Below are 19,066 nucleotides of genomic sequence, written 5' to 3'. Positions count from 1 at the left end.
CATATGCATCAAACGAAAGTAAACCACAGCAGCATGGTAACCACTATGGCGACGATGCCCTGCATGAGGGTAGCCATGGTATGCGCCTTGTACGCATCCGTTACTTTCAAGCCGCTGAATTGCGTTACTACCCAGAAGTAGCTGTCGTTGACGTGACTGACGGCCATAGCGCCGGCTCCTATGGCCATCACCACCAGGGCTAAAGGCACTGCACCTGCAATGCCTGCCTGCGCCAGCATGGGCGCCACAAGTGCTGAGGTAATAACCAGGGCCGCTGTAGAAGAGCCTTGTGCTGTTTTTAAAGCCGCAGCCACAAAGAAAGGAATGAGCAAAATGAAGGCGCCGTTCAGGGCCCCGCCACCGGCGAATCCTTGGATTAAATCTGCGACAGGAGTCGCTTTGATAACGGAGCCAAAAGCACCTCCTGCACCTGTCAGCAGCAGAATAATGGCTGCGTCTTTAAGGCCCTCGCCTATCCAGCCACTTAGTGTTTCCTCGTTCCACTCCGGCAATAGCGGGAAAGCGGCAAACACACCGATGAGCAGGGCAACGACGGGCGTGCCCAGGAAGAGGAGAAAACTGGCGATGCTTCCTGTGTACTGCAGGTAGCTTACAACTGAGCCAATGCCTATTAAGAGGATGGGGAGGAAAATGGGTGTAAAAGCTTTTGCGGTGGAAGGCAGCTGCCCGAACTCCCGCACCACCTCCTCATAGCTATAGGCCACCTCGTCCTCTCCTTCTATTTTGACTGTAGCCGCTACTTTAACCGCCCAGAAGTAACCAACGGCCATCACGGGAACAGATACAACCAAACCTATGAGTATAATGGTGCCGAGATAGCCACTGGCTCCGATGTTACCAGCGGCTGCAATGGGCCCCGGTGTTGGCGGAACCAGGGTATGGGTGGCATACAAACCTGTTGCAAGGGCAATGGCCATAGAAGCCAGGGGAACCTGCGCCCGGTGCGCCAGTGCTTTCTTCAGGCTGGCCAGTATCACAAAGGCAGAATCGCAGAACACCGGTATACTTACAATAGCTCCAATCAGGGACATGGCCAGCTGTGGCCGTTTCTCCCCTACCACCCGTAGTACCACTTCCGCCATCCGCAGAGCAGCCCCTGACTTTTCCAGAATTTTCCCGATAACCGTACCTGCCACTATCACAATCCCGATATAGCTCATCAAGCCGCCAAAGCCTTCATTTACTGCTGCTACAACCTTGTTCAGAGGCAGGCCAGCGGCTATACCCACAGCAAAGGCTGCTATAAGCAAACTTAAGAACGGATGAAGCTTGAATTTGGCAGTCGCCAGCACGATAAACCCTACCCCCAGCAGCAAAATCAGGAAAAGCAAAGGACCTTGTACCATTCGCGTGTTATCAGCAGGTTATTTAGGTTGAAACGCCTTCTTCAACAGGCGCGCAATGTTTCGGGCACAGGACAGCAAAAGGGGTTGAGCATTGACGATGGCCTGCTCCAGGGGCATCGGGGCGTTGACAATGGAATGGCAGCTCACAAAATGCTCCAGCAGTTGCTCATGCCCTTTCCCCAACCCTCCTGATAACAGGATGGTGCCCACTCCATGTTTCTTAGCCAGGTTGGCCACGAAGAAGGGCGCCTTGCCATACAGCGTCTGAAAATCACTCTGCCCCTCCCCGGTTATCACCCAATCCGCTTCTTTTATTTGATTTTCCAGGCCTGATGCTTCGGCTATCACCTGTGAACCTGATATGATTTCGGCACCCAGAGCCAGCAAACCAAATCCTAAGCCTCCTGCAGCACCCGCACCGGGTGTATCCTGCAATTTTAGATGTAACTGCGTCTCTACCAGACCGGCATACTTCCTCATTCCCTCATCCAAAGCCTTTACCTGCTCTTCTGTGGCTCCCTTTTGTGGACCAAAAGTACTGGAGGCTCCCCTTTCTCCGCATAACGGGTTTTCCACATCGCTGGCAACCCTGATTCGGCTGCCCTTCAACTTTGGGTGAAGGTTCGTAAAATCTACACTCGTGATTTCCTGCAGCGATGCCCCAACCGGCTTTACCTCTTTTCCTTCCTGATCCAGGAAAGCCGCTCCCAGTGCTTGCAGCATGCCAAGCCCCCCATCGTTTGTGGCGCTTCCCCCTAAACCGATAATAAAAGAGCGGATACCTTTCTCTAAGGCAGCAACCATCAGTTCGCCCACGCCGAAGGTAGTCGTAAGTTCGGGATTGCGTTTGTCTCCCGGCACCATAGGCAAACCTGCTACCTGGGCCATTTCAATCACTGCTGTTTTGCCGTTGCCTAGAATTCCGTAGCTCGTTGCAACCTGTTTACCTAAAGGTCCTGTGGCTGTTGTCACTATTTTTTTACCCTTCGTGGCAAAAATCAATGCATCCAGCGTGCCTTCCCCTCCATCGGCCATCGGAACTGTAACCACCTCCGCCTCCGGTATTTCAAGTTCGAACGCTTCCTTGATTATAAGGCCAACTTCCTTTGCAGGCAGGCTTCCTTTATATGAATCCGGGGCAACAACAACTTTCATAACTACCCCTCCACCAGATGCGGCACAAACTGCGACAGGTTGGTGATGATGCCTTTCTCGCGGCGGAAGCCAATGGCGCAACCTTCTCCTGACCAGAATACGCCTGCCTGGTACTGGTACCCGTTACCATCTTCGGCTAATTCGCACCAGCGCTGGTACACCTGTTTCTGGTCATCGTATTCTCCTTCTACTTTTGTGAGGCGCACTCTGTCCACTACCTCCACACTCTGCCCTTCGCGGCCAAAGTAAGGCTTGCGGATATATTTGCCACTAAGCGGTTCTAAATCAGCCTCCAGTAGCAGCGGGTGGTAAGGAAAAGCCTTCCAGAGCCAGGCCAGCATTCCTTTACTCTGAAAAAGCAAGGTATAAGCTGGGTTGGCTATCACCAGGTTGCGGGTGCGGGAAAGCAGCGCCAGGCTCTCAAGCAGCTCAGGCTCTTCCCAGGCAATCTGCTCCCAGGGCAGTAGCTTGAACAGGAACGGATACTGCTGCCACTGCTCTGCCCCAACCTGCGCCCACACCCCTTTCTCGGCGCCTTCCGTGGAAACTGTAAGATCCTCAATGGGACACAGGTGCGCATCAAAACCGGCCTCACGGGCAGCCTGGGCAATTACGGCGCAGTTAGTTTCGTCCTCGGCACTAGCACCGATATAGGTCAGAAGCAAAAGAGGCGGGAGATCGTCGTTGAGCATGCGCCAGGTCTTAAGCTGCTCTACCAGCGCTTCGTATAAGCCAGAGTACTGGTTGGCATCGTTTTTACCGGCAGCGGCCAAACTCGCCCACTGCACCACAGCAGTTTCTGGTATAGAGGTAGCCGTATCGGCATTGAATTCTATCAGCTTTGGCCCTTCCGGCGTCTGCGCCAGGTCAAAGCGCCCATAGAGGTGCCAGTGCCGCTCATCGTTCCAGGACTGCCGCACCAGTTGCCACAAGTTCTCGGGTATGCCTAACACTTGCAGAAACGCATCCGGCAGATCATCCGGCACTGCCTGCACCATCATATCATACAGCGTGTTGGCAGCATCTAATAAAGCATCTGCCTCTTTCTCTGCTATCACCACGGCCTCACCGGGTACATAATTCGCACAGCCATCTTCCACGCACCACTCCCAGCCCAAGCCGCGCACGGCAGTTTCCACGTCGCCTGTATGTGTAGTCAGGCGTACGGTTTTCTTTCCCATAGTTTATTGTGTGTTTTTCCTTCGCGTACAGTTTTATGCTCCCGCCCCACCGCTGCGGCCCCTGAAGAAGCCACTTCGGCCTGAGGTAGGCGCTGTGGTGCGCTGTCGGTAGCTCTGCACATTCTGGCGCCAGCTGTCGGTGCGGTTAATCAGGTTCGGGTTGGCATAATAAGCAGGGCGTGGCGCCATCATCCGGCCCGCCATAAAGCCCATTCCGCTCCACCAGAGCACGCTGCCCAGGCCAAAACCACCCTGCTGATAGGTTTGTTGGTTTTCAGCAATCGCCTTCATCTGGTTTTCCAGCTCCAGCCCCTGCAGGGTGTCTACCCTACCGTCATTGTGTTTCAGAATGGCCATGCTCTGCCCGGGCGCCGTCGTGCGCTCATCCGTTATTTTCCACTGGTCCGGGGCTTCCTCCGTCAGCTCTGTCACAATGCCGTCCGGCACGGCTACTTCGCTGTCGGCATTCCATTCATCCTGATTAGAATTGTTGCTGCAGCTGCTCAGGCCCATGCAAGCGGCGGCGGCCACGATAAAGGCATTCCGCTTGAAGTCGCCAATAGAGAGGTATCGTTTTTTCATAATCTATGTCTTTCTGTTCTTGTAGGCAGGTTTACCTTGTACGGAAAACTGCTCCTTTATAGCCCGGTTAGACCAGTGCTTTTCCCTTCAGCTTCACCTCAGGATACTACGGTTGTCTGTTTTGTTACCCTACAGCAGCTCAAAACATCTTCTTATTCCCACAGTGGGTAATGCTCCAGGTTCACCTGGCGCTTAAAGAAAATACGGGTGCTCTCTTCAAATGAGCGGGTAAAGTCAGAAACGTAGAATTTATGGTCTCCTACCAGTTTCTCAGAAGCCAACCCCTGCTGCTCCAGATAGGTCTTTACATGCTGTGCCACAATCTGGCTGGCATCCAGCACATCCACTTCCCCTTCGTAAAAACGCTCAATCTGCTTTTTGATAAGCGGGTAATGCGTGCAGCCGAGTATGAGTGCCTCTATGCCCTGCAAATCAGGATCTGACAAGTAGGTGTGGATGACATTTTCCGAAATAGAGTCGTTAAAGAAGCCTTCCTCTATCATAGCTGCCAGCAAAGGCGTTGCATGCGACTTTAAGTGGATAGCGGCATCCAGTTCATCCACCTTTTTCCGGTAAACATTCGAGTTTACCGTCTGCTTGGTGCCTATCAGGCCAATGGTTTTGTTTGGGTAGGTTTGCCCGATGTGCTGCACAATGGGGTCAATTACATTCAACACCTTTGCTTTGCTTCCGACATACTCCTTTACCAGCTCATAAGCCGCAGCGGAGGCCGAGTTACAGGCAATTAAAATCAATTTACAGCTCTGCCTTATAAGCAAATCGCAGATTTTAACGGCATACGACTGTATAGCAGCGGTAGACTTATCGCCATAAGGTAAGTGGGCAGTGTCGCCGAAGTACACGAGGCGCTCATTCGGCAACACATTAATGATCGCTTGCGCAACTGTCAGTCCGCCAATGCCGCTATCGAAAATACCGATGGGGCTCTCTTTCTTATCCTGAACCATAGGGAGCGAATTTAGTTAAAATGCTTTCAAATGCCACCTTCCCTTATAAAACAGGTTTGCTCACTCATATTTAACCTCCCATCAGAAAAGTGAAACTAACATAAGCATAGATACCATACTACCTGCCATAAAATTAATTATGTGTAAATATTTGTTGCTTTAAATCAATAATTTTAATTTAGAATTGATTTCCAACACCAGTTAGTTCAGCCAGAAAGATAAGTTAAGGCTGAGGTATGCTAGAAGCATATAGTGTATTGAATAGGGCAGTCTGACAAAGTAAACATCAACCGTGTTATGCAGCAGAGAACATTTACGCTACCGGCACCTACAGTAAAAAAAGCTGCTTTATATGGCAACCTCACAGCACGGCTCATCGCCTTTCTGGTAGACACGACACTGCTTTTCTTCTCTTATTCTTTTGTTCTATACGGAGTCAGTGATGCGCCTCACCAGGTATATACCTGGCAGGATGTTTTCCAGAACGGGATCAGTTTTGAGGAATTGTATGGCTTAAGCAAAATACTTTTCCTCAACCCTTACTTCCTGGTAATGCACTGGCTCTATTATACTGTACTGCAGTCGTCTCAGAAGCAGGCCACCATTGGTAAATTTACGCTGGGGCTGCGGGTAACTGACCTACGGGGCAAGCGCATCAATTTTGCACAGGCCAATCTCCGTTACTTTTCAAAGTTGGTTTCCATCATACCCTTGTGCCTCGGCTTCCTGCTGCTGCTCTCTACACGCCGCAAGCAAACCTTACACGATTATCTCTCCCGCACAGTGGTAGTAACCGACTAGCAATTAGCTAAAAAATTGCACTTAATCACCTCCATTTTTTTGTTTCATCGTATAAACGTGTATTACAACAAACTGAAAGGAGGATTATTATGAGATTTATTCCAACCCGTTTTCACGGGATATTAGATTATGTAGTGGGGCTGGTATTAATAATTTCCCCATGGTTATTTGGCTTTTCTGATGTAGCGTATGCTACATGGACAATAGTAGCGGCTGGTATTGCAGCGCTTGTTATGACGGTGTTGACTGATTTTGAAGTGGGCATTGTGCATAAAATTCCTATGCAGACACACCTGATGATTGACTTCGGTATGGGTGTTATCCTAGCCTTGTCACCATGGATGTTCGGCTTTGCCGAAGAGGTTTACAGACCACACCTTATTGGCGGTGTATTTGCCATTCTTTCTTCGCTTACTACACACCGTGTACCAAGCGAATCTTACAGAAGAGAACATACACAGCGCGAAACAGTACGCTAATAATAAGAAGCTACATTTAAAACAGGCTGGCCAATGGGTCAGCCTGTTTTATTTTGCCTGCACCTGAGCAGATTAATAGCTAAATTTGCAGTATGAATTACCTATCAGCAGAAAATATATCGAAGAGCTTCGGCGAACGCTGGCTTTTCAAAAACCTGAATTTCGGCATTAGCCAGGGTCAGCGCATTGTTTTAGTGGGCGTGAACGGCTCTGGAAAAACGACCTTGCTTAATGTACTGGCAGGTCACCTGCCTCCTGATGAAGGGAGCGTAAGTGTGCGCAAGGAGATTAGTATTGGCTACCTTGGCCAGAACCCTATGTTTAATGAGGAGCTGACAGTGCACCAGAATATCTTTTCCGGCCAGAACGAGACGCTGGACCTGATACGCGACTATGAGGCAGCTATGGCTAATCCGAACACCAGCGCCGAAAAAATGCAGGAACTGATGGAGCGCATGGATGAGCTGCAGGCCTGGGATTTCGAGGTGAAGGTAAAGCAGGTACTCTCCAAACTGGGCATCAATAACCTGGACGCAGTAGTTAAGAACTTATCTGGCGGGCAGCGCAAGCGTGTGGCCATGGCCCGTGTGCTGATAGAGGAGCCGGATCTGCTGATAATGGACGAGCCAACCAACCACCTGGATCTCGACACCATTGAATGGCTGGAAGGCATGCTGTCGACACAGAATACAACGCTGCTGATGGTAACCCACGACCGCTATTTCCTGGACAAAGTGGCCAACGAGATAGCGGAACTCGACAACGGAGAGATTTTCACCTATAAGGGCAACTACAACTATTTTATTGAGAAGAAGACGGAGCGTGAGGAGGCTGCCGCAGCCGAAACAGAAAAAGCCCGTAACCTGATGCGCAAAGAGCTGGAGTGGATTCGGCGCATGCCAAAAGCAAGGGGCACCAAAGCAAAGTATAGAGTAGACGCGTTTGAGGAACTAAAGGAGAAAGCCGCTAAGAAAACCGCCGGACCGCAATTGGAGCTATCAGTAAAAACCACCCGGCAGGGCGGTAAAATTATTGAGGTAGAGCACATCTCCAAATCTTTCGGCGAGAAGAAGATTGTGGATGACTTTACTTACGTATTCAAGAAGAAAGACAGAATCGGCATTGTAGGCCCTAACGGAGCCGGCAAATCCACTTTCCTGAACATGCTGACGGGCAAGATACAGCCTGATGCAGGCACCATAGATCCGGGCCAGACGACGGTTATTGGATATTATACCCAGGATGAACTGACGTATAAGGAAGATCAGCGGGTGATAGATATTGTAAAAGAGATTGCCGAAGTGGTGGAAATGGCAAATGGCGAGGTCATCACAGCCAGCCAGTTTCTGCAGCACTTTCAGTTTGCCCCACCACAGCAGTACACCTTTGTTAGCAAGCTGAGCGGAGGCGAGAAGCGCCGCCTGCAGCTACTGCGAGTTCTCATCAAGAACCCGAACTTCCTGATTCTGGATGAGCCTACCAACGACCTGGACATCATTACGCTGAACATCCTGGAAGATTTTCTTCTCAATTTCGGAGGTTGCCTGCTTATCGTGAGCCACGACCGCTACTTTATGGACCAGCTGGTGGAGCACCTGTTCGTGTTTGAGGGCGAAGGTAAGATCCGTAACTTCCCGGGCAACTACACCGACTACCGTGAGTGGCAGAAAGAGCAGGAGCAGGAAGAGGCAAAGAAAGCCGCCGCCGCTCCTGTTGTGGCAGCACCCGCCAAGAAGGCAGAACAGCCAAACAGCAAGCGCAAGCCTTCTTATGCAGAGCAAAAGGAGTATGAGCAGCTCGAAAAGGACATCGCGAAGCTGGAGAGCCGCAAAGCCGAGCTGATTGAAACGATGAATGCTGGCACCACCACAGACCATGAGCAACTGACCGCCTGGGCTACTGAACTGGAGAACATCAACGAGGCCTTGGAGGAAAAAGAATTCCGCTGGCTGGAGCTTTCAGAGCTAATGTAAGCTCTCGGGCACATTAATAAAGTACAGCAGCATACCCTGAGACTGGTTGAAAGTCTCAGGGCATGTTATTTAGCCCCCTGATCACAACTCCACCGCCTTTCATATTTTGCTCGCCTACCCGTACGATGCTGTTATGAAATAACTTGGGGCTGTTGATGGTTTGATAAAAGTCATCCAGGAATTGAAGCGTTCGCTTCCGGTATTTTTCATCTATCAGCTCACTTTGCTGGTACACTGCATAAAAATTTGGTTTGTGCCTGTTAAAAACATCCAAAACTTTTTTGTAAGTCGAGTCCGGAAACTGATAGCCCCTGAACAGCCGCTGGCGTACGGAAGTAATGCCCAGTTCAGGTGGAGGTACCGCATAAGGCGTCGACACAATACCCGAATAGTCAAAATCATACGGTACCGGGATAGGAGCATTCAGCGAATCGAGGGATACAAGCTTAATGTTGTGGCGGAAGGGCACTGACCAGTCCGTGTTACCGATCATGTACTGAAAAAACGCTACCCGTACCATTGCCAGCTCATTTGTTCCGTTCATTCTTACAACCAGGTCTTTCTGTACAGCCTCTCCCCGGTTTCTCCTGGCCACGTCGTCATCGTTTTCAAGCAGGAAGCCATACCTTCGCTCCGTTTTTCTTTTGCCCTGCACATCTTCATAGTCTATCTGGCAGAGCCTCACACGAAAGCTTTGCTCGGTCATGGTGTTATAAAGCTTATACACCAGGTACTCCCGAAGCACAAACTCCTCTCCAACACAGTGGGTCACTAGTTTCAGTTTGTTCACCTTGCCGAACACCGTGTTTTCAACTGTTTCACGGGAAAAGTTGAGCATCAGGGGCGGAAATTCACACACGGTAGGATCGCGGCGCCGGTTGCCCCGCACCATGATCTTCAAAGCTTCTGAAACCTCTTTGCCTTCATCATCTGTATAGGAGAGAACAGCAGGATGGTAGCCTCTCTCCTCCCCCCGGTCCCTCAGCACAGTCTTCATATCCATCCTGATTTTAAACCGGAACACCTCTTCGTTTTCAAATAAAGGATTTGGCTCATACTGCCCCTCCTCTACCGAATCGGGTGGCGCAACAGGAAATACAGCTGTTTTAACCTGTGCCTGAACCTGCAGGGGCAGTAGTAACACCATGCTGACAAGGAAACCAAAAGCGTGCTTTTTCATATCTGCTATTCTTTAATTACCTAGTGCCTTCCCTGTTATAGTTTATCAAACAGGATGTAAAATGAGGTGGTGTATATTCTTACAGAGATGGAGGAGCGTTTGGCATTGGTATGGCTGAAAGCAGCATGCGGCCTTACCTGAACAATTCTTTTATTACCTGCCCCTTCAGTACTGTCGTGTCCATCTTCATCACGATATGTATAGAGTCCGCTCCCGGTACTTCTGCTGTAGAATGCATGGCTAACTTCACCACCGTGGTGTCAGGCCTTGGCACGACAACTGCCGGGTCCATCTTAAACTGAAGCAAGCGGGCAACTGTGGGAGCAATATCAACCAGGGTGTACCGCTTCTCTATCACGCTGCCCCTTTTAAAATCTGGCCCCAGTGCCAGAAAACTTATTTTCTCGCATCCTGCACAATTGTCTCCGTGCTCCATCCAACCACCGTCTACTTCGTCGAGGTGGCGGCCATGGTCGTTGGTTATGATAAGTGTGGTTTTGTTTTTATAGAAGGAATCCTTGTTTAGGAAATCCCAAAGCTGCTTTACGTACCTGTCGCTCCTGGAAATCCCCCTCAGGTAGTTTTCTGAGTTTCCGGCATGCGCATAGCCATCGGGCTCCATAAAGTTGATTAGCATCAGGTTGGGCCTGTTTGAGGTCAGCACACGTTTGGCTTCTTCCAGGGTGAGGGAGTAAGCCCGGTAACCGGTTCCAGGGCCATTAACTCCCACATTGATAGATGGCTGGTAAGTTCCCTGCCAGTCCGGCCGTTGGGTATCGGCCAATATGTGCAGTTTATCTTTGCTGGAAACAATCCAGGCAGCGGTTGCAGGCTTGCCGGATTGCTTCAGGAAGTACTGAAATACAGAGGGGTTGGCAGGGAGTTCGTTGCCGTAGTTGTCTATCGCTTGGTTTACACCCGTCGTGATTGCCGCGTGGCCGGAATTAGTGTAGGTGTATGCATCGTTGTAGAAGTTCGTTATAAAGCTGCCTTTTCCTTTCAGCTTCTTGGACATATTCGGGATAAGCCCGGGCATAACATCCCAGGTTTCAGAGTAACGGGGGCCATCAATAACTACGATTACAACATTCTTTGTTCGCAACGGCTTATTCTGTGCCAGTTTTGTGGCTGACCGAGGTGCCGCGCAGATCAGCAATACCACCAGCGCCGCTAAAAAGCGTCTTCCACCGGAACTGACCTTTCCGCTCTTGTTGTTCGTGAAAGTTAGCAAGTTCATCTCGGTAGTGGTTTAAGCGAGGCCTCTTCTTTAATAATACTAAATTAATATACGAATAATATATAAATTCCGGCATCAGATGCTCAGAAAAGAAAGCAGCAGTCCGCCTATAACTCCCTGAACATGTTCAGACATAGCTATTACATACTGGGATAAGATGAGCTACTAAAGGCGTGGTTGAACTAAATAAGCTTTGGAAGGACTGCAAAAGAGCTCCCTCTATAACATCTTTTCGAGAAGAGTTTTTTCCTGAGCTGCCATGGATAAAGCTTATCGGGCGACTCATAAACAAACAAAGCCCGGCTGATTAAACCGGGCTCTGCTCTTATAACTGCTGCGCTTAATGCGTCAGTTCATGGCTGATTTGGAAACCAAGTTTGCGTGGCTTCGTCAGGTGGGTGTTTTCCAGTTTCTGCTTTAGCGTAATGCGCTCAATATCACTTACGTCCTGCCCCATCAGGTCATTGTTTACAGCGGCAACCATAGCGCTTTCCACTATTACGCGCAAGGCCTTATCGGTCACCCTGTTCTCCGCAATGTTGGATATTTTGTCTTTCGGCAAGTCCAGCTGCTTTACGCCCTCAATACAGAAATGCCTGTCTATGTTAACGAGCATGCGCCCTACCAGGTAGCCGGGGTCGTCCAGGCGATTGTATTTGATGGTATCGGCCATGAAATTATAGGCCATGATATGCCCGAAGAACCTGCGCCGGAAATCTTCCTCCACATAATTGCTTCGCATGATTTCGTAATCATCCGGAAACGTGATGATGTTGGAGTGCATCACAAACACAAGCAAATCGCCGGAGAACTTTATCTGGAACTCATGCTCTCCTACGTTTCGGTATTCGATAATAACATCACCATCCAACCTGGTTATTCTATATGTAAGCTCCTCTACCAGATCCTGCGAAATCTCCTTCATGCGGTTAAACGTTTCTTTGGTGTTCCGGTAAATGGCCTGCTTTGTCTTGGACTTTTGGTGAAGTCCATTTATGATATCATCTAACTTATCTTCCATAATCCATTATATGGTATTCCATACTTTGTTGAACTCTATTGTTTACACCAGAAGCGGGCACTTTGTTTAAACAGTCGCACAAAGTTCTGTAAGCAAATGGATAAGCCTTTACCTTCAGGCAAATTACTGTTTTACGGCTTCTCACTATATGTTGGCGGTGGCGTTATCTCTTCTTGCTCCTGCCCTGCCAGCTTGAACGCCACCTGCTTTACTCCCGGCTTCACCCCCGGATGATGCAGCAGCATGTGCTGCGCCTGTGGTAGTTCAAACACCTCTGGAATAGTGTTGACAGCGCCTGCAGGCACATATTGCTCGTGCAGCAGTTGCAGCAAAGGCTCCCGCTCCTGCTGCTTGACAAGGCTGCGCAGTATTTTGTTTACCTCTGCCCGGTGCTGCACACGGTTGTAATTACTGCTGAACCTGGGGTTGGCGGCAACCTCCGGAGCACCAAGCGCGGTGCAGAGCTTCCGGAACTGCCGGTCATCGCCAATAGCCAGTACCAGCTGTTTTCCGTCTTTAGTAGTATAGGCACTGCCGTAGGGTACAATACTGGGATGCTCGGAGCCCAAGCGGCGCGGGTGCTGCCCTGCTACCAGGTAGCCGGTCGCCTGGTTTGCCAGCGCCGACACCGCCGCCTCCAGCAGCGAAACCTGCACCAACTGCCCCTGTCCTGTTCGCTCACGGTGCAGCAAAGCCACCAGCAGCCCCTCCTTTAGCTGGTGTGCCGTCAGGATGTCCATCAGGGCCACCGGCATCTTAGTAGGCGCACCGTCAGGCTCACCATTCAGGTACATAAAGCCACTCTCCGCCTGCACCACAGCGTCGTAGCCTGCCCTGGTGTCGTCGGGGCCATAACCTGTGATATGCCCATAGATCAGGCGCGGGTTTATGTTTCTAAGTGTAGCGGCATCTACCTTCAGTTTTTCAGCATCACCGGGTTTATAGCTGGCAATCACCACATCGGCCTGCTCTGCCAGCTGATACAGTTGCACCAGGTCCGTCTGCACCGTTAAGTCCAATGGCAGCGATTGCTTTCCCCAGTTGGCAGCACAAAAGTAAGCAGGTGTGTCTGTGTCAGCTGGCTCAGATGCCAGCTTCCAGTTCCGGGTAACATCGCCCCTGGTAGCTGCATTCTCTATTTTGATTACTTTGGCACCCAGCTCCGCGAAGAACTGCCCCACACTTGGCCCTGCCAGCACACTTGCCAGCTCCAGCACCAGCATATCTTTGAATATTGGGTTCTGCATACGTATCCTGCTCTTATGCCAGGCTTTCGCCCGTTAGATTTACCACCAAAGATACGTAAACATCAGTCAGTGATTTGTTCAGCCCGAATGGAACACGTAGCAAAACCCGGGAGAGTAGCTGACAACTCAACCTGGTATATTTACAACTTTGTTTTTGAATGGGTTAGCTCAAAATTTAAAAGGTCGGAAATAAGCCCTGCTTCCGTCCCTTTTTTTAGTGTATGGTCTGCAGCTTACTCCAGCGCTGCCATTACTTCCTCGCTAAGTTCGAGGTTATGATAAACTTTCTGCACGTCGTCGTCATCTTCCAAGGCGTCTATTAGCCTCAGAATCTGGCGTACAGCCTCAGGGTCATCCACTGTTACGGTTGTCTGCGGAATCCGCTGCAGCTCGGCGCTTTCCAGCTCCAGGTTCAGCTCCTCTATTTTTTTCTGCATGGCGCCAAAATCTTCCATGGCACAATATACTGTAATATAATCCTCTTCAAACTCCACGTCTTCGGCACCACCATCAGCCAACTCCAGCATCATTTCCTCTTCCTGCACCGGTTGCTCCGGGTCCTGCTTTATGGTAAAGACTCCTTTTCTATCAAACAGGAACTCTACAGAGCCATTTACGCCTAAACTGCCGTTCCCTTTGTTAAAGATAGTGCGCAGGTTTTGTACCGTACGGTTGATGTTATCTGTAAGGCATTCGATAAAAACAGCCACACCATTGGAAGCATACCCCTCATACGTCACCTCGCTGTAATCACCGTCTGCACCCTCCCCTTTCGAGACAGCACGTTCTATGTTATCCTTCGGCATGTTGGCCGCTTTACTCTGCTGTATAGCCAGGCGCAGGCGCGGGTTAGCATCAGGATCAGGTCCTCCCTCTTTCACTGACACTGTTATTTCTTTTATCAGTTTCGTGAATATTTTGGAGCGTTTAGCATCCAGAGCGCCCTTTTTGCGCTTTATCTGCGACCATTTGTTGTGTCCTGCCATATACTAACTGCTGGTTTGGTTTAGTGAGATATACGGTCTTCCTTACCTGGAAACAAGACAAAATAACGCATTATTTCCTACAGATGCATAAAAAGAGCAGCCCCGCTATAGCAAGGCTGCTCTTTTAAAATGGAGTATAGTAAATGGTAAATACTAAAGTGCTTATAGCATAAACATAAAGATGGCATTCACGATGTTCACGCCTAACAGTAAAAAGAAATTAGGCGAATCTTGTATAACCTTTTTCATAAATATATAAAATAAGATATATTAATTTTGATTGTATTGATTCAAATCACAAGCATTATTACGCCTGCTCCTGAACAATGTTGCAGCAGGTATAACATTTTAAATAAATATTATAATATTTTAATATAAAAATATCTATATATAACCTGTCTCTTAGACGCTTGCGACATGTTTTAAAGCAGAACTATACAGGTAAATAATATTACAGATAAGCTATATTAGTTAAACTCAGTACAAATATAATACAAAAAGATAAATTGAAACGATTTAAAGAAAAAGCAAACGGATTCCGTCTTTTGAGCAACAAATAGTTATTTATGTTATCTTTACCATGCAGACACTCAACATAAAGCTTATGTAAGAGTTATTGTGATGAAACATAATATACCAGACCTTGAATTTCAGTTCATTTAACCTACACGACGACGTATTAACAGGAATCAATTCCATGGGCTACAACAGTCCCACACCCGTGCAGGAACAGGCTATTCCCCTTATACTCGATCGAAAAGATATGATAGCCTGTGCTCAGACAGGCACAGGCAAAACAGCAGCTTACCTGCTTCCGCTCATCGACCGCATATCCCATGAAGGCTATGACCACACCAGCACCTTGATTCTGGTGCCGACGCGTGAACTCGCCAAGCAGATAGATGAGCAGGTAGAAGGCTTCGGCTACTTTGCCTCCGTGAGCTCTATTGCCATATACGGTGGCAACAAAGGCGACGACTGGGAGCAGCAGAAACGTGCCCTCACCACAGGTGCTGATATCATCATCGCCACGCCGGGCCGTTTGCTCTCGCACCTGGCCATGGGCTATGTAAAGCTGGATCAGCTGAACCACCTAGTGTTAGACGAGGCTGATAAGATGCTGGACATGGGCTTTATGGACGACCTCCTGAAGATCATTAACCAACTGCCAAAGCAGCGCCAGACGCTACTTTTCTCGGCTACCATGCCCCGTAAAATCCGTGACCTGGCACAGCAGATTCTGCAGGACCCTGCGGAAATAAACCTGGCGATTTCGAAGCCGGCCGAAGGCATTGACCAGCGCATTTACCTGACCTACGACAACCAGAAGCTGCCCCTGCTGGAGCACCTGCTGCGTGAGCTGGACGTGCAGAGCATGATTATCTTCACCTCCCGCAAATCGAACGTGAACCAGATTGTGCGGTCGCTGGTGAAGATGGGCTTCACAGCAGAGGGTATCTCGTCGGATATGACGCAGGACGAGCGAGAGAAGGCCCTGCAGGGCTTTAAAAACAAGCAATACCAGATTGTAGTGGCCACCGACATTCTTTCCAGAGGAATAGACATTGACAGCCTGAGCCACGTGGTGAACTTTGATATGCCGCAGGATGCAGAGGACTACGTGCACCGTGTGGGACGTACAGCACGCGCTGCTTCTACGGGTATGGCCATTACCTTTGTGAATGAGAAAGACATGTACCGTGTGCAGAAGGTGGAGCGCCTTATTGAACGTGAGCTACCTAAGCTGCCACTGCCGGAAGACTTTGGCCCCGGGCCAGCTTACGACCCCGGCAAGCGCCATGACAGCGGCAGTCACCGCCACAGAGGCGGCAACCGTCCTGGTTCTGGAGGCAAAGGTAAGCAGCACCGCAGCAAGCACCACAGTGGCGGCAGCAAACCACGGCACCAGGACGAAGGCAGCAACAGGCCCATCAAAGCTGTAAACCACACTCCTCGTCCACGACCGGAAGGCGGAGACAAAGCAGCTGTACCAGGAGAAGGGAGTGGCAGTAACAGGCCTAAGCGTAACAACAGAAACCGCAACCGTGGAGGTGCATCAGGCCAGGGACCAAAAGAAGGAAATCAGCCGGCATCGTAGTTAGATAGTTTATAAACAGCCAAAGCCGCTTGCAAGCGGCTCTGGCTGTTTATAAAGCTGATACCATTCCTGGTAAAAGGAGGTATCCTACTTCAGGACAAAACAGGACCAAACAATAAACATGAAAGCTTTATTATTGATAGATATACAAAACGATTTTTTACCAGGCGGCGCACTGGCTGTACCTGAGGGCGACACCATTATTCCGATCGTGAACAAGTTGCAGGAGCAGTTTGATTTAATAGTGGCAACGCAGGACTGGCACCCGGAGAACCATAAAAGCTTTGCCTCAAACCATGACGGCAAAAATACTTTTGAGGTAATCCAGTTGCAGGGCCTGGAGCAGGTGCTTTGGCCAAACCATTGCCTGCAGGGCACAAGCGGTGCCGAATTTTCAAAAGCGCTTGACATGAACAGGGTAGAAGTTATTTTTCGTAAGGGCATGAACCCGCAAATCGACTCCTACAGCGGCTTCTACGACAACGGTCACCTCAAAAGCACCGGACTGGCAGACTACCTCCGAAGCAAGGAGGTAACAGAAGTTTACCTTGCAGGCCTGGCCGCAGATTTCTGCGTGTACTTTACTGCTAAAGATGCACTACAGGAAGGCTTCAAAGCCATCGTTGTAGAAGATGCCACGCGTGCCATCAGCCCTGAGGGTTTTGAAAAAGCAAAGGCAGACATAAAAGACAAAGGAGGCAGATTGATACAGAGCCATTCCTTGCTCAGCTAAGCCTTAAGTACAGAAGCCGCTCACGAGAGCGGCTTTTCTTTTCCTGTAACACTTCCAACCAGCCTATACAGGCATTACTGTAAAGCTTTGCCTGCGTGTACAATTGTGCTAGTGCGGCAATCAGAGTGTTATCAAATAAATAAGCCTTATCTATATCTTTTATACTTCATAAAAGCTAAATTTATATACAAAAGAGTCAAACTTATCCTCCGGGTCCACATAAAATTGCTTCGCTATGAAAAGAATTGGATGGGGTTTAGCCGTATGCAGTATGTTGAGTAGTGGTAGTTTTGTACTAGCCCAGGAGGCTCCCACCACTTTCAGGGTAAAGGCCGGAGAAGATGCCCTTAAGGTAATTCCCCCGGAGCATCAGTATCGCTATCCTCTGTTTCAACAAGGCAAGGTGGTGTATATGAATGGCAATTTCTCGAAGGCTACCTTCAATTACAATAAGTTACTGGGTGAAGTACAGTTTATCAACTCTAAAGGAGACACGTTGGCTTTAGCCGGTGAACCGGCGCTTATATCAGTCGTAGTCGGCGAAAGTATTTACCTGTATAACCAGGAAGAACAGTTTCTGGAATTGGTGGAAGAGTATGCTTCTGCGAAGCTGGGAAAAAGGCAGAAGTTTGAATTTGCCGGTGCTGACAAGGTAGGAGCTTATAACCAATCTACCGGGGCCTCTTCCATCGGAAACACAAGCACCTATCTCGGCAGTAACGGGCAGCGGTTTAAACTGGAGCTAAAAGGCGATGTAGTATTCTCGGAGAGGATTTCTTATTTTCTCGTTGACCACAGAAACCAGTTTCACAAAGCAACCAAGGCGAATGTCCTGAAAATGTTTCCAAAGCACAGAAAGGCCGTAAGCAGTTACCTCAAAGAGCACTCTCCTGACCTGAACAAGGAAGAGGACCTGAAAGCGCTGCTGCAGTTCTGCACGAGTCTAGAAGTTTAAGACTATAGGCCACTCCTGCCTCGATAATTGGTGGTACAGGAGTAGTTGAGCAAGGGGAAGTGAAGATGTTAACTGCCCCCCTCCCGCTATAATTTGCCAGGCAAGTAACGGTTCCCTTTTAACAGGTTTGTTTTAAACCACCTGCCCTATGCCAAACAGCAACACAAACAGCAGCGTGGTCAGCGCCATCTGCTTCAGGTAAGGGTCCAGTTCCTGAGAAGTTTGCTTACGCCACACGTTAACTCCGTTTACCAGCACCAACGGCAGCGCCAGCACAAACAGGAATTGCCAGGGGCTCGTGTAGTTCAGCAGCACACAGGTAAAAGCACTTGCCACACCACCTGCCAGCAGCAGCCAGTGGTAGACACGTGCTCTCTTTGGCCCCAGCCGCACGGGTATGGAGTTTTTACCGGCCAGCGTATCAGATTTGATATCACGGATGTTGTTTACATTGAGCACGGCTGTGGAAAAGAAGCCACATACAAGGGCAGGAAAAATCACTACTGCCTCCAATTCCTGCGCCTGCAGAAAGTAAGTTCCCAGCACGCCCACCAGCCCGAAGAAGATGAAGACAAAGATATCGCCCAAGCCGACATAACCATAAGGCTTGTCGCCGGCGGTATAGTTGATGGCAGCCCAAATAGACGCCAGCCCCAGCACCAGAAAGACCAGGAACAGGAGTATGCCCTCTGTTCCGAAGGCAACCCACAACAACAGCAGACCTGATACCAGTGAGAGCAGGCTGAACACCAGCATCCCCTTCTTCATCTGCTCTGCCTGGATATAACCAGCCTGCACCGCCCGCTTCGGCCCCTCGCGGTGCACGCTGTCGGCACCGTGCCTGGAGTCGCCGTAGTCGTTGGCCAGGTTCGAGAGTATCTGCAGAAAGAGGGTGGTCAGCACGCAGAGGCTGACGATGGTGCCGTTAAACTGGCCATGCGCAGCTGCCATAAACCCGCCCATCCCGATACAGGAAAGCGCCAGCGGAAGCGTGCGTGGCCTAAAAGCCGAAATCCAGGCCTTTACCAGACCTAGATTCGGGGTTGTATGTTCTGTGGTATTCAATGTTGTGTCTGATGCTGCCTAAGGTACAAGTGTTTGTT

17 protein-coding genes are annotated in these 19,066 nt (G+C 49.6%); 6 read left to right on the top strand and 11 right to left on the bottom strand.

The features are described from left to right. Window positions 1–8: 8 nt before the first annotated feature. The 5 genes from ACYVB1_RS01035 to murI all read right to left on the bottom strand — a co-directional run bounded on the left by ACYVB1_RS01035 (window position 9) and on the right by murI (window position 5,253). Window positions 9–1,367, bottom strand: coding sequence for a GntP family permease (locus ACYVB1_RS01035; protein ID WP_460919589.1), 1,359 nt, complete (start codon window positions 1,365–1,367; stop codon window positions 9–11). A gap of 18 nt (window positions 1,368–1,385) precedes the next feature. Beyond that, the gene (locus ACYVB1_RS01030; RefSeq protein WP_460919587.1) at window positions 1,386–2,522 is read right to left on the bottom strand and encodes a glycerate kinase; all 1,137 of its coding nucleotides are present in this window, start codon (window positions 2,520–2,522) and stop codon (window positions 1,386–1,388) included. 2 nt (window positions 2,523–2,524) lie between these two features. Beyond that, on the bottom strand, window positions 2,525–3,703 hold the full coding sequence (locus ACYVB1_RS01025; protein WP_460919585.1) for a glutathionylspermidine synthase family protein: 1,179 nt from the start codon (window positions 3,701–3,703) through the stop codon (window positions 2,525–2,527). Between the two features lie 33 nt (window positions 3,704–3,736). Next, window positions 3,737–4,285: a hypothetical protein gene (locus ACYVB1_RS01020; RefSeq protein ID WP_460919583.1), complete on the bottom strand. Its 549-nt coding sequence runs from the start codon at window positions 4,283–4,285 to the stop codon at window positions 3,737–3,739. 152 nt (window positions 4,286–4,437) lie between these two features. Then, window positions 4,438–5,253, bottom strand: coding sequence for a glutamate racemase (gene murI, locus ACYVB1_RS01015; RefSeq protein ID WP_460919581.1), 816 nt, complete (start codon window positions 5,251–5,253; stop codon window positions 4,438–4,440). 297 nt (window positions 5,254–5,550) lie between these two features. Here murI and ACYVB1_RS01010 point away from each other — a divergent pair, with 297 nt between their 5' ends. The 3 genes from ACYVB1_RS01010 (at window position 5,551) to ACYVB1_RS01000 (ending at window position 8,506) form a co-directional block, all read left to right on the top strand. Next, window positions 5,551–6,054 carry an RDD family protein gene (locus tag ACYVB1_RS01010; protein ID WP_460919579.1) on the top strand — a complete coding sequence of 168 codons (504 nt, stop codon included), beginning with the start codon at window positions 5,551–5,553 and terminating at the stop codon, window positions 6,052–6,054. An 89-nt stretch (window positions 6,055–6,143) separates the two neighbouring features. After that, a complete protein-coding gene (locus ACYVB1_RS01005) occupies window positions 6,144–6,533 on the top strand; it encodes an SPW repeat protein (protein ID WP_460919577.1) in 390 nt (129 codons plus the stop codon). Window positions 6,534–6,625: 92 nt separating this feature from the next. Continuing rightward, window positions 6,626–8,506 (top strand): ABC-F family ATP-binding cassette domain-containing protein, encoded by a 1,881-nt coding sequence (locus ACYVB1_RS01000; RefSeq protein WP_460919575.1) that lies wholly within the window; start codon window positions 6,626–6,628, stop codon window positions 8,504–8,506. Window positions 8,507–8,561: 55 nt separating this feature from the next. Here the strand turns inward: ACYVB1_RS01000 and ACYVB1_RS00995 are convergent, their stop codons facing one another. The 5 genes from ACYVB1_RS00995 to ACYVB1_RS00975 form a co-directional block, all read right to left on the bottom strand. Continuing rightward, window positions 8,562–9,686 carry a hypothetical protein gene (locus tag ACYVB1_RS00995; RefSeq protein WP_460919573.1) on the bottom strand — a complete coding sequence of 375 codons (1,125 nt, stop codon included), beginning with the start codon at window positions 9,684–9,686 and terminating at the stop codon, window positions 8,562–8,564. Window positions 9,687–9,819: 133 nt separating this feature from the next. Further along, a complete protein-coding gene (locus ACYVB1_RS00990) occupies window positions 9,820–10,923 on the bottom strand; it encodes a sulfatase-like hydrolase/transferase (protein WP_460919571.1) in 1,104 nt (367 codons plus the stop codon). 340 nt (window positions 10,924–11,263) lie between these two features. Beyond that, the gene (locus ACYVB1_RS00985; protein ID WP_460919568.1) at window positions 11,264–11,944 is read right to left on the bottom strand and encodes a hypothetical protein; all 681 of its coding nucleotides are present in this window, start codon (window positions 11,942–11,944) and stop codon (window positions 11,264–11,266) included. A gap of 131 nt (window positions 11,945–12,075) precedes the next feature. Next, window positions 12,076–13,191 carry a CaiB/BaiF CoA transferase family protein gene (locus ACYVB1_RS00980; RefSeq protein ID WP_460919566.1) on the bottom strand — a complete coding sequence of 372 codons (1,116 nt, stop codon included), beginning with the start codon at window positions 13,189–13,191 and terminating at the stop codon, window positions 12,076–12,078. A gap of 233 nt (window positions 13,192–13,424) precedes the next feature. After that, on the bottom strand, window positions 13,425–14,177 hold the full coding sequence (locus tag ACYVB1_RS00975) for a YebC/PmpR family DNA-binding transcriptional regulator (RefSeq protein ID WP_460919564.1): 753 nt from the start codon (window positions 14,175–14,177) through the stop codon (window positions 13,425–13,427). Between the two features lie 697 nt (window positions 14,178–14,874). Between ACYVB1_RS00975 and ACYVB1_RS00970 the strand changes: the two genes are divergently transcribed. The 3 genes from ACYVB1_RS00970 (at window position 14,875) to ACYVB1_RS00960 (ending at window position 17,963) form a co-directional block, all read left to right on the top strand. Then, complete coding sequence (locus tag ACYVB1_RS00970) at window positions 14,875–16,275, top strand: DEAD/DEAH box helicase (protein WP_460919706.1); 1,401 nt, start codon at window positions 14,875–14,877, stop codon at window positions 16,273–16,275. Between the two features lie 121 nt (window positions 16,276–16,396). Continuing rightward, a complete protein-coding gene (pncA, locus tag ACYVB1_RS00965) occupies window positions 16,397–17,008 on the top strand; it encodes a bifunctional nicotinamidase/pyrazinamidase (protein WP_460919562.1) in 612 nt (203 codons plus the stop codon). A 235-nt stretch (window positions 17,009–17,243) separates the two neighbouring features. Next, window positions 17,244–17,963, top strand: a complete 720-nt coding sequence (locus ACYVB1_RS00960) for a hypothetical protein (RefSeq protein WP_460919560.1) — start codon at window positions 17,244–17,246, stop codon at window positions 17,961–17,963. Window positions 17,964–18,095: 132 nt separating this feature from the next. On the opposite strand, the gene ACYVB1_RS00955 is transcribed toward ACYVB1_RS00960, so the two are convergent. Next, window positions 18,096–19,028, bottom strand: a complete 933-nt coding sequence (locus ACYVB1_RS00955; protein ID WP_460919558.1) for a 1,4-dihydroxy-2-naphthoate polyprenyltransferase — start codon at window positions 19,026–19,028, stop codon at window positions 18,096–18,098. Window positions 19,029–19,066: the final 38 nt, after the last annotated feature.

Source organism: Pontibacter brevis (assembly GCF_054779655.1).
This window is presented reverse-complemented; position numbering and strand designations above follow the sequence as displayed.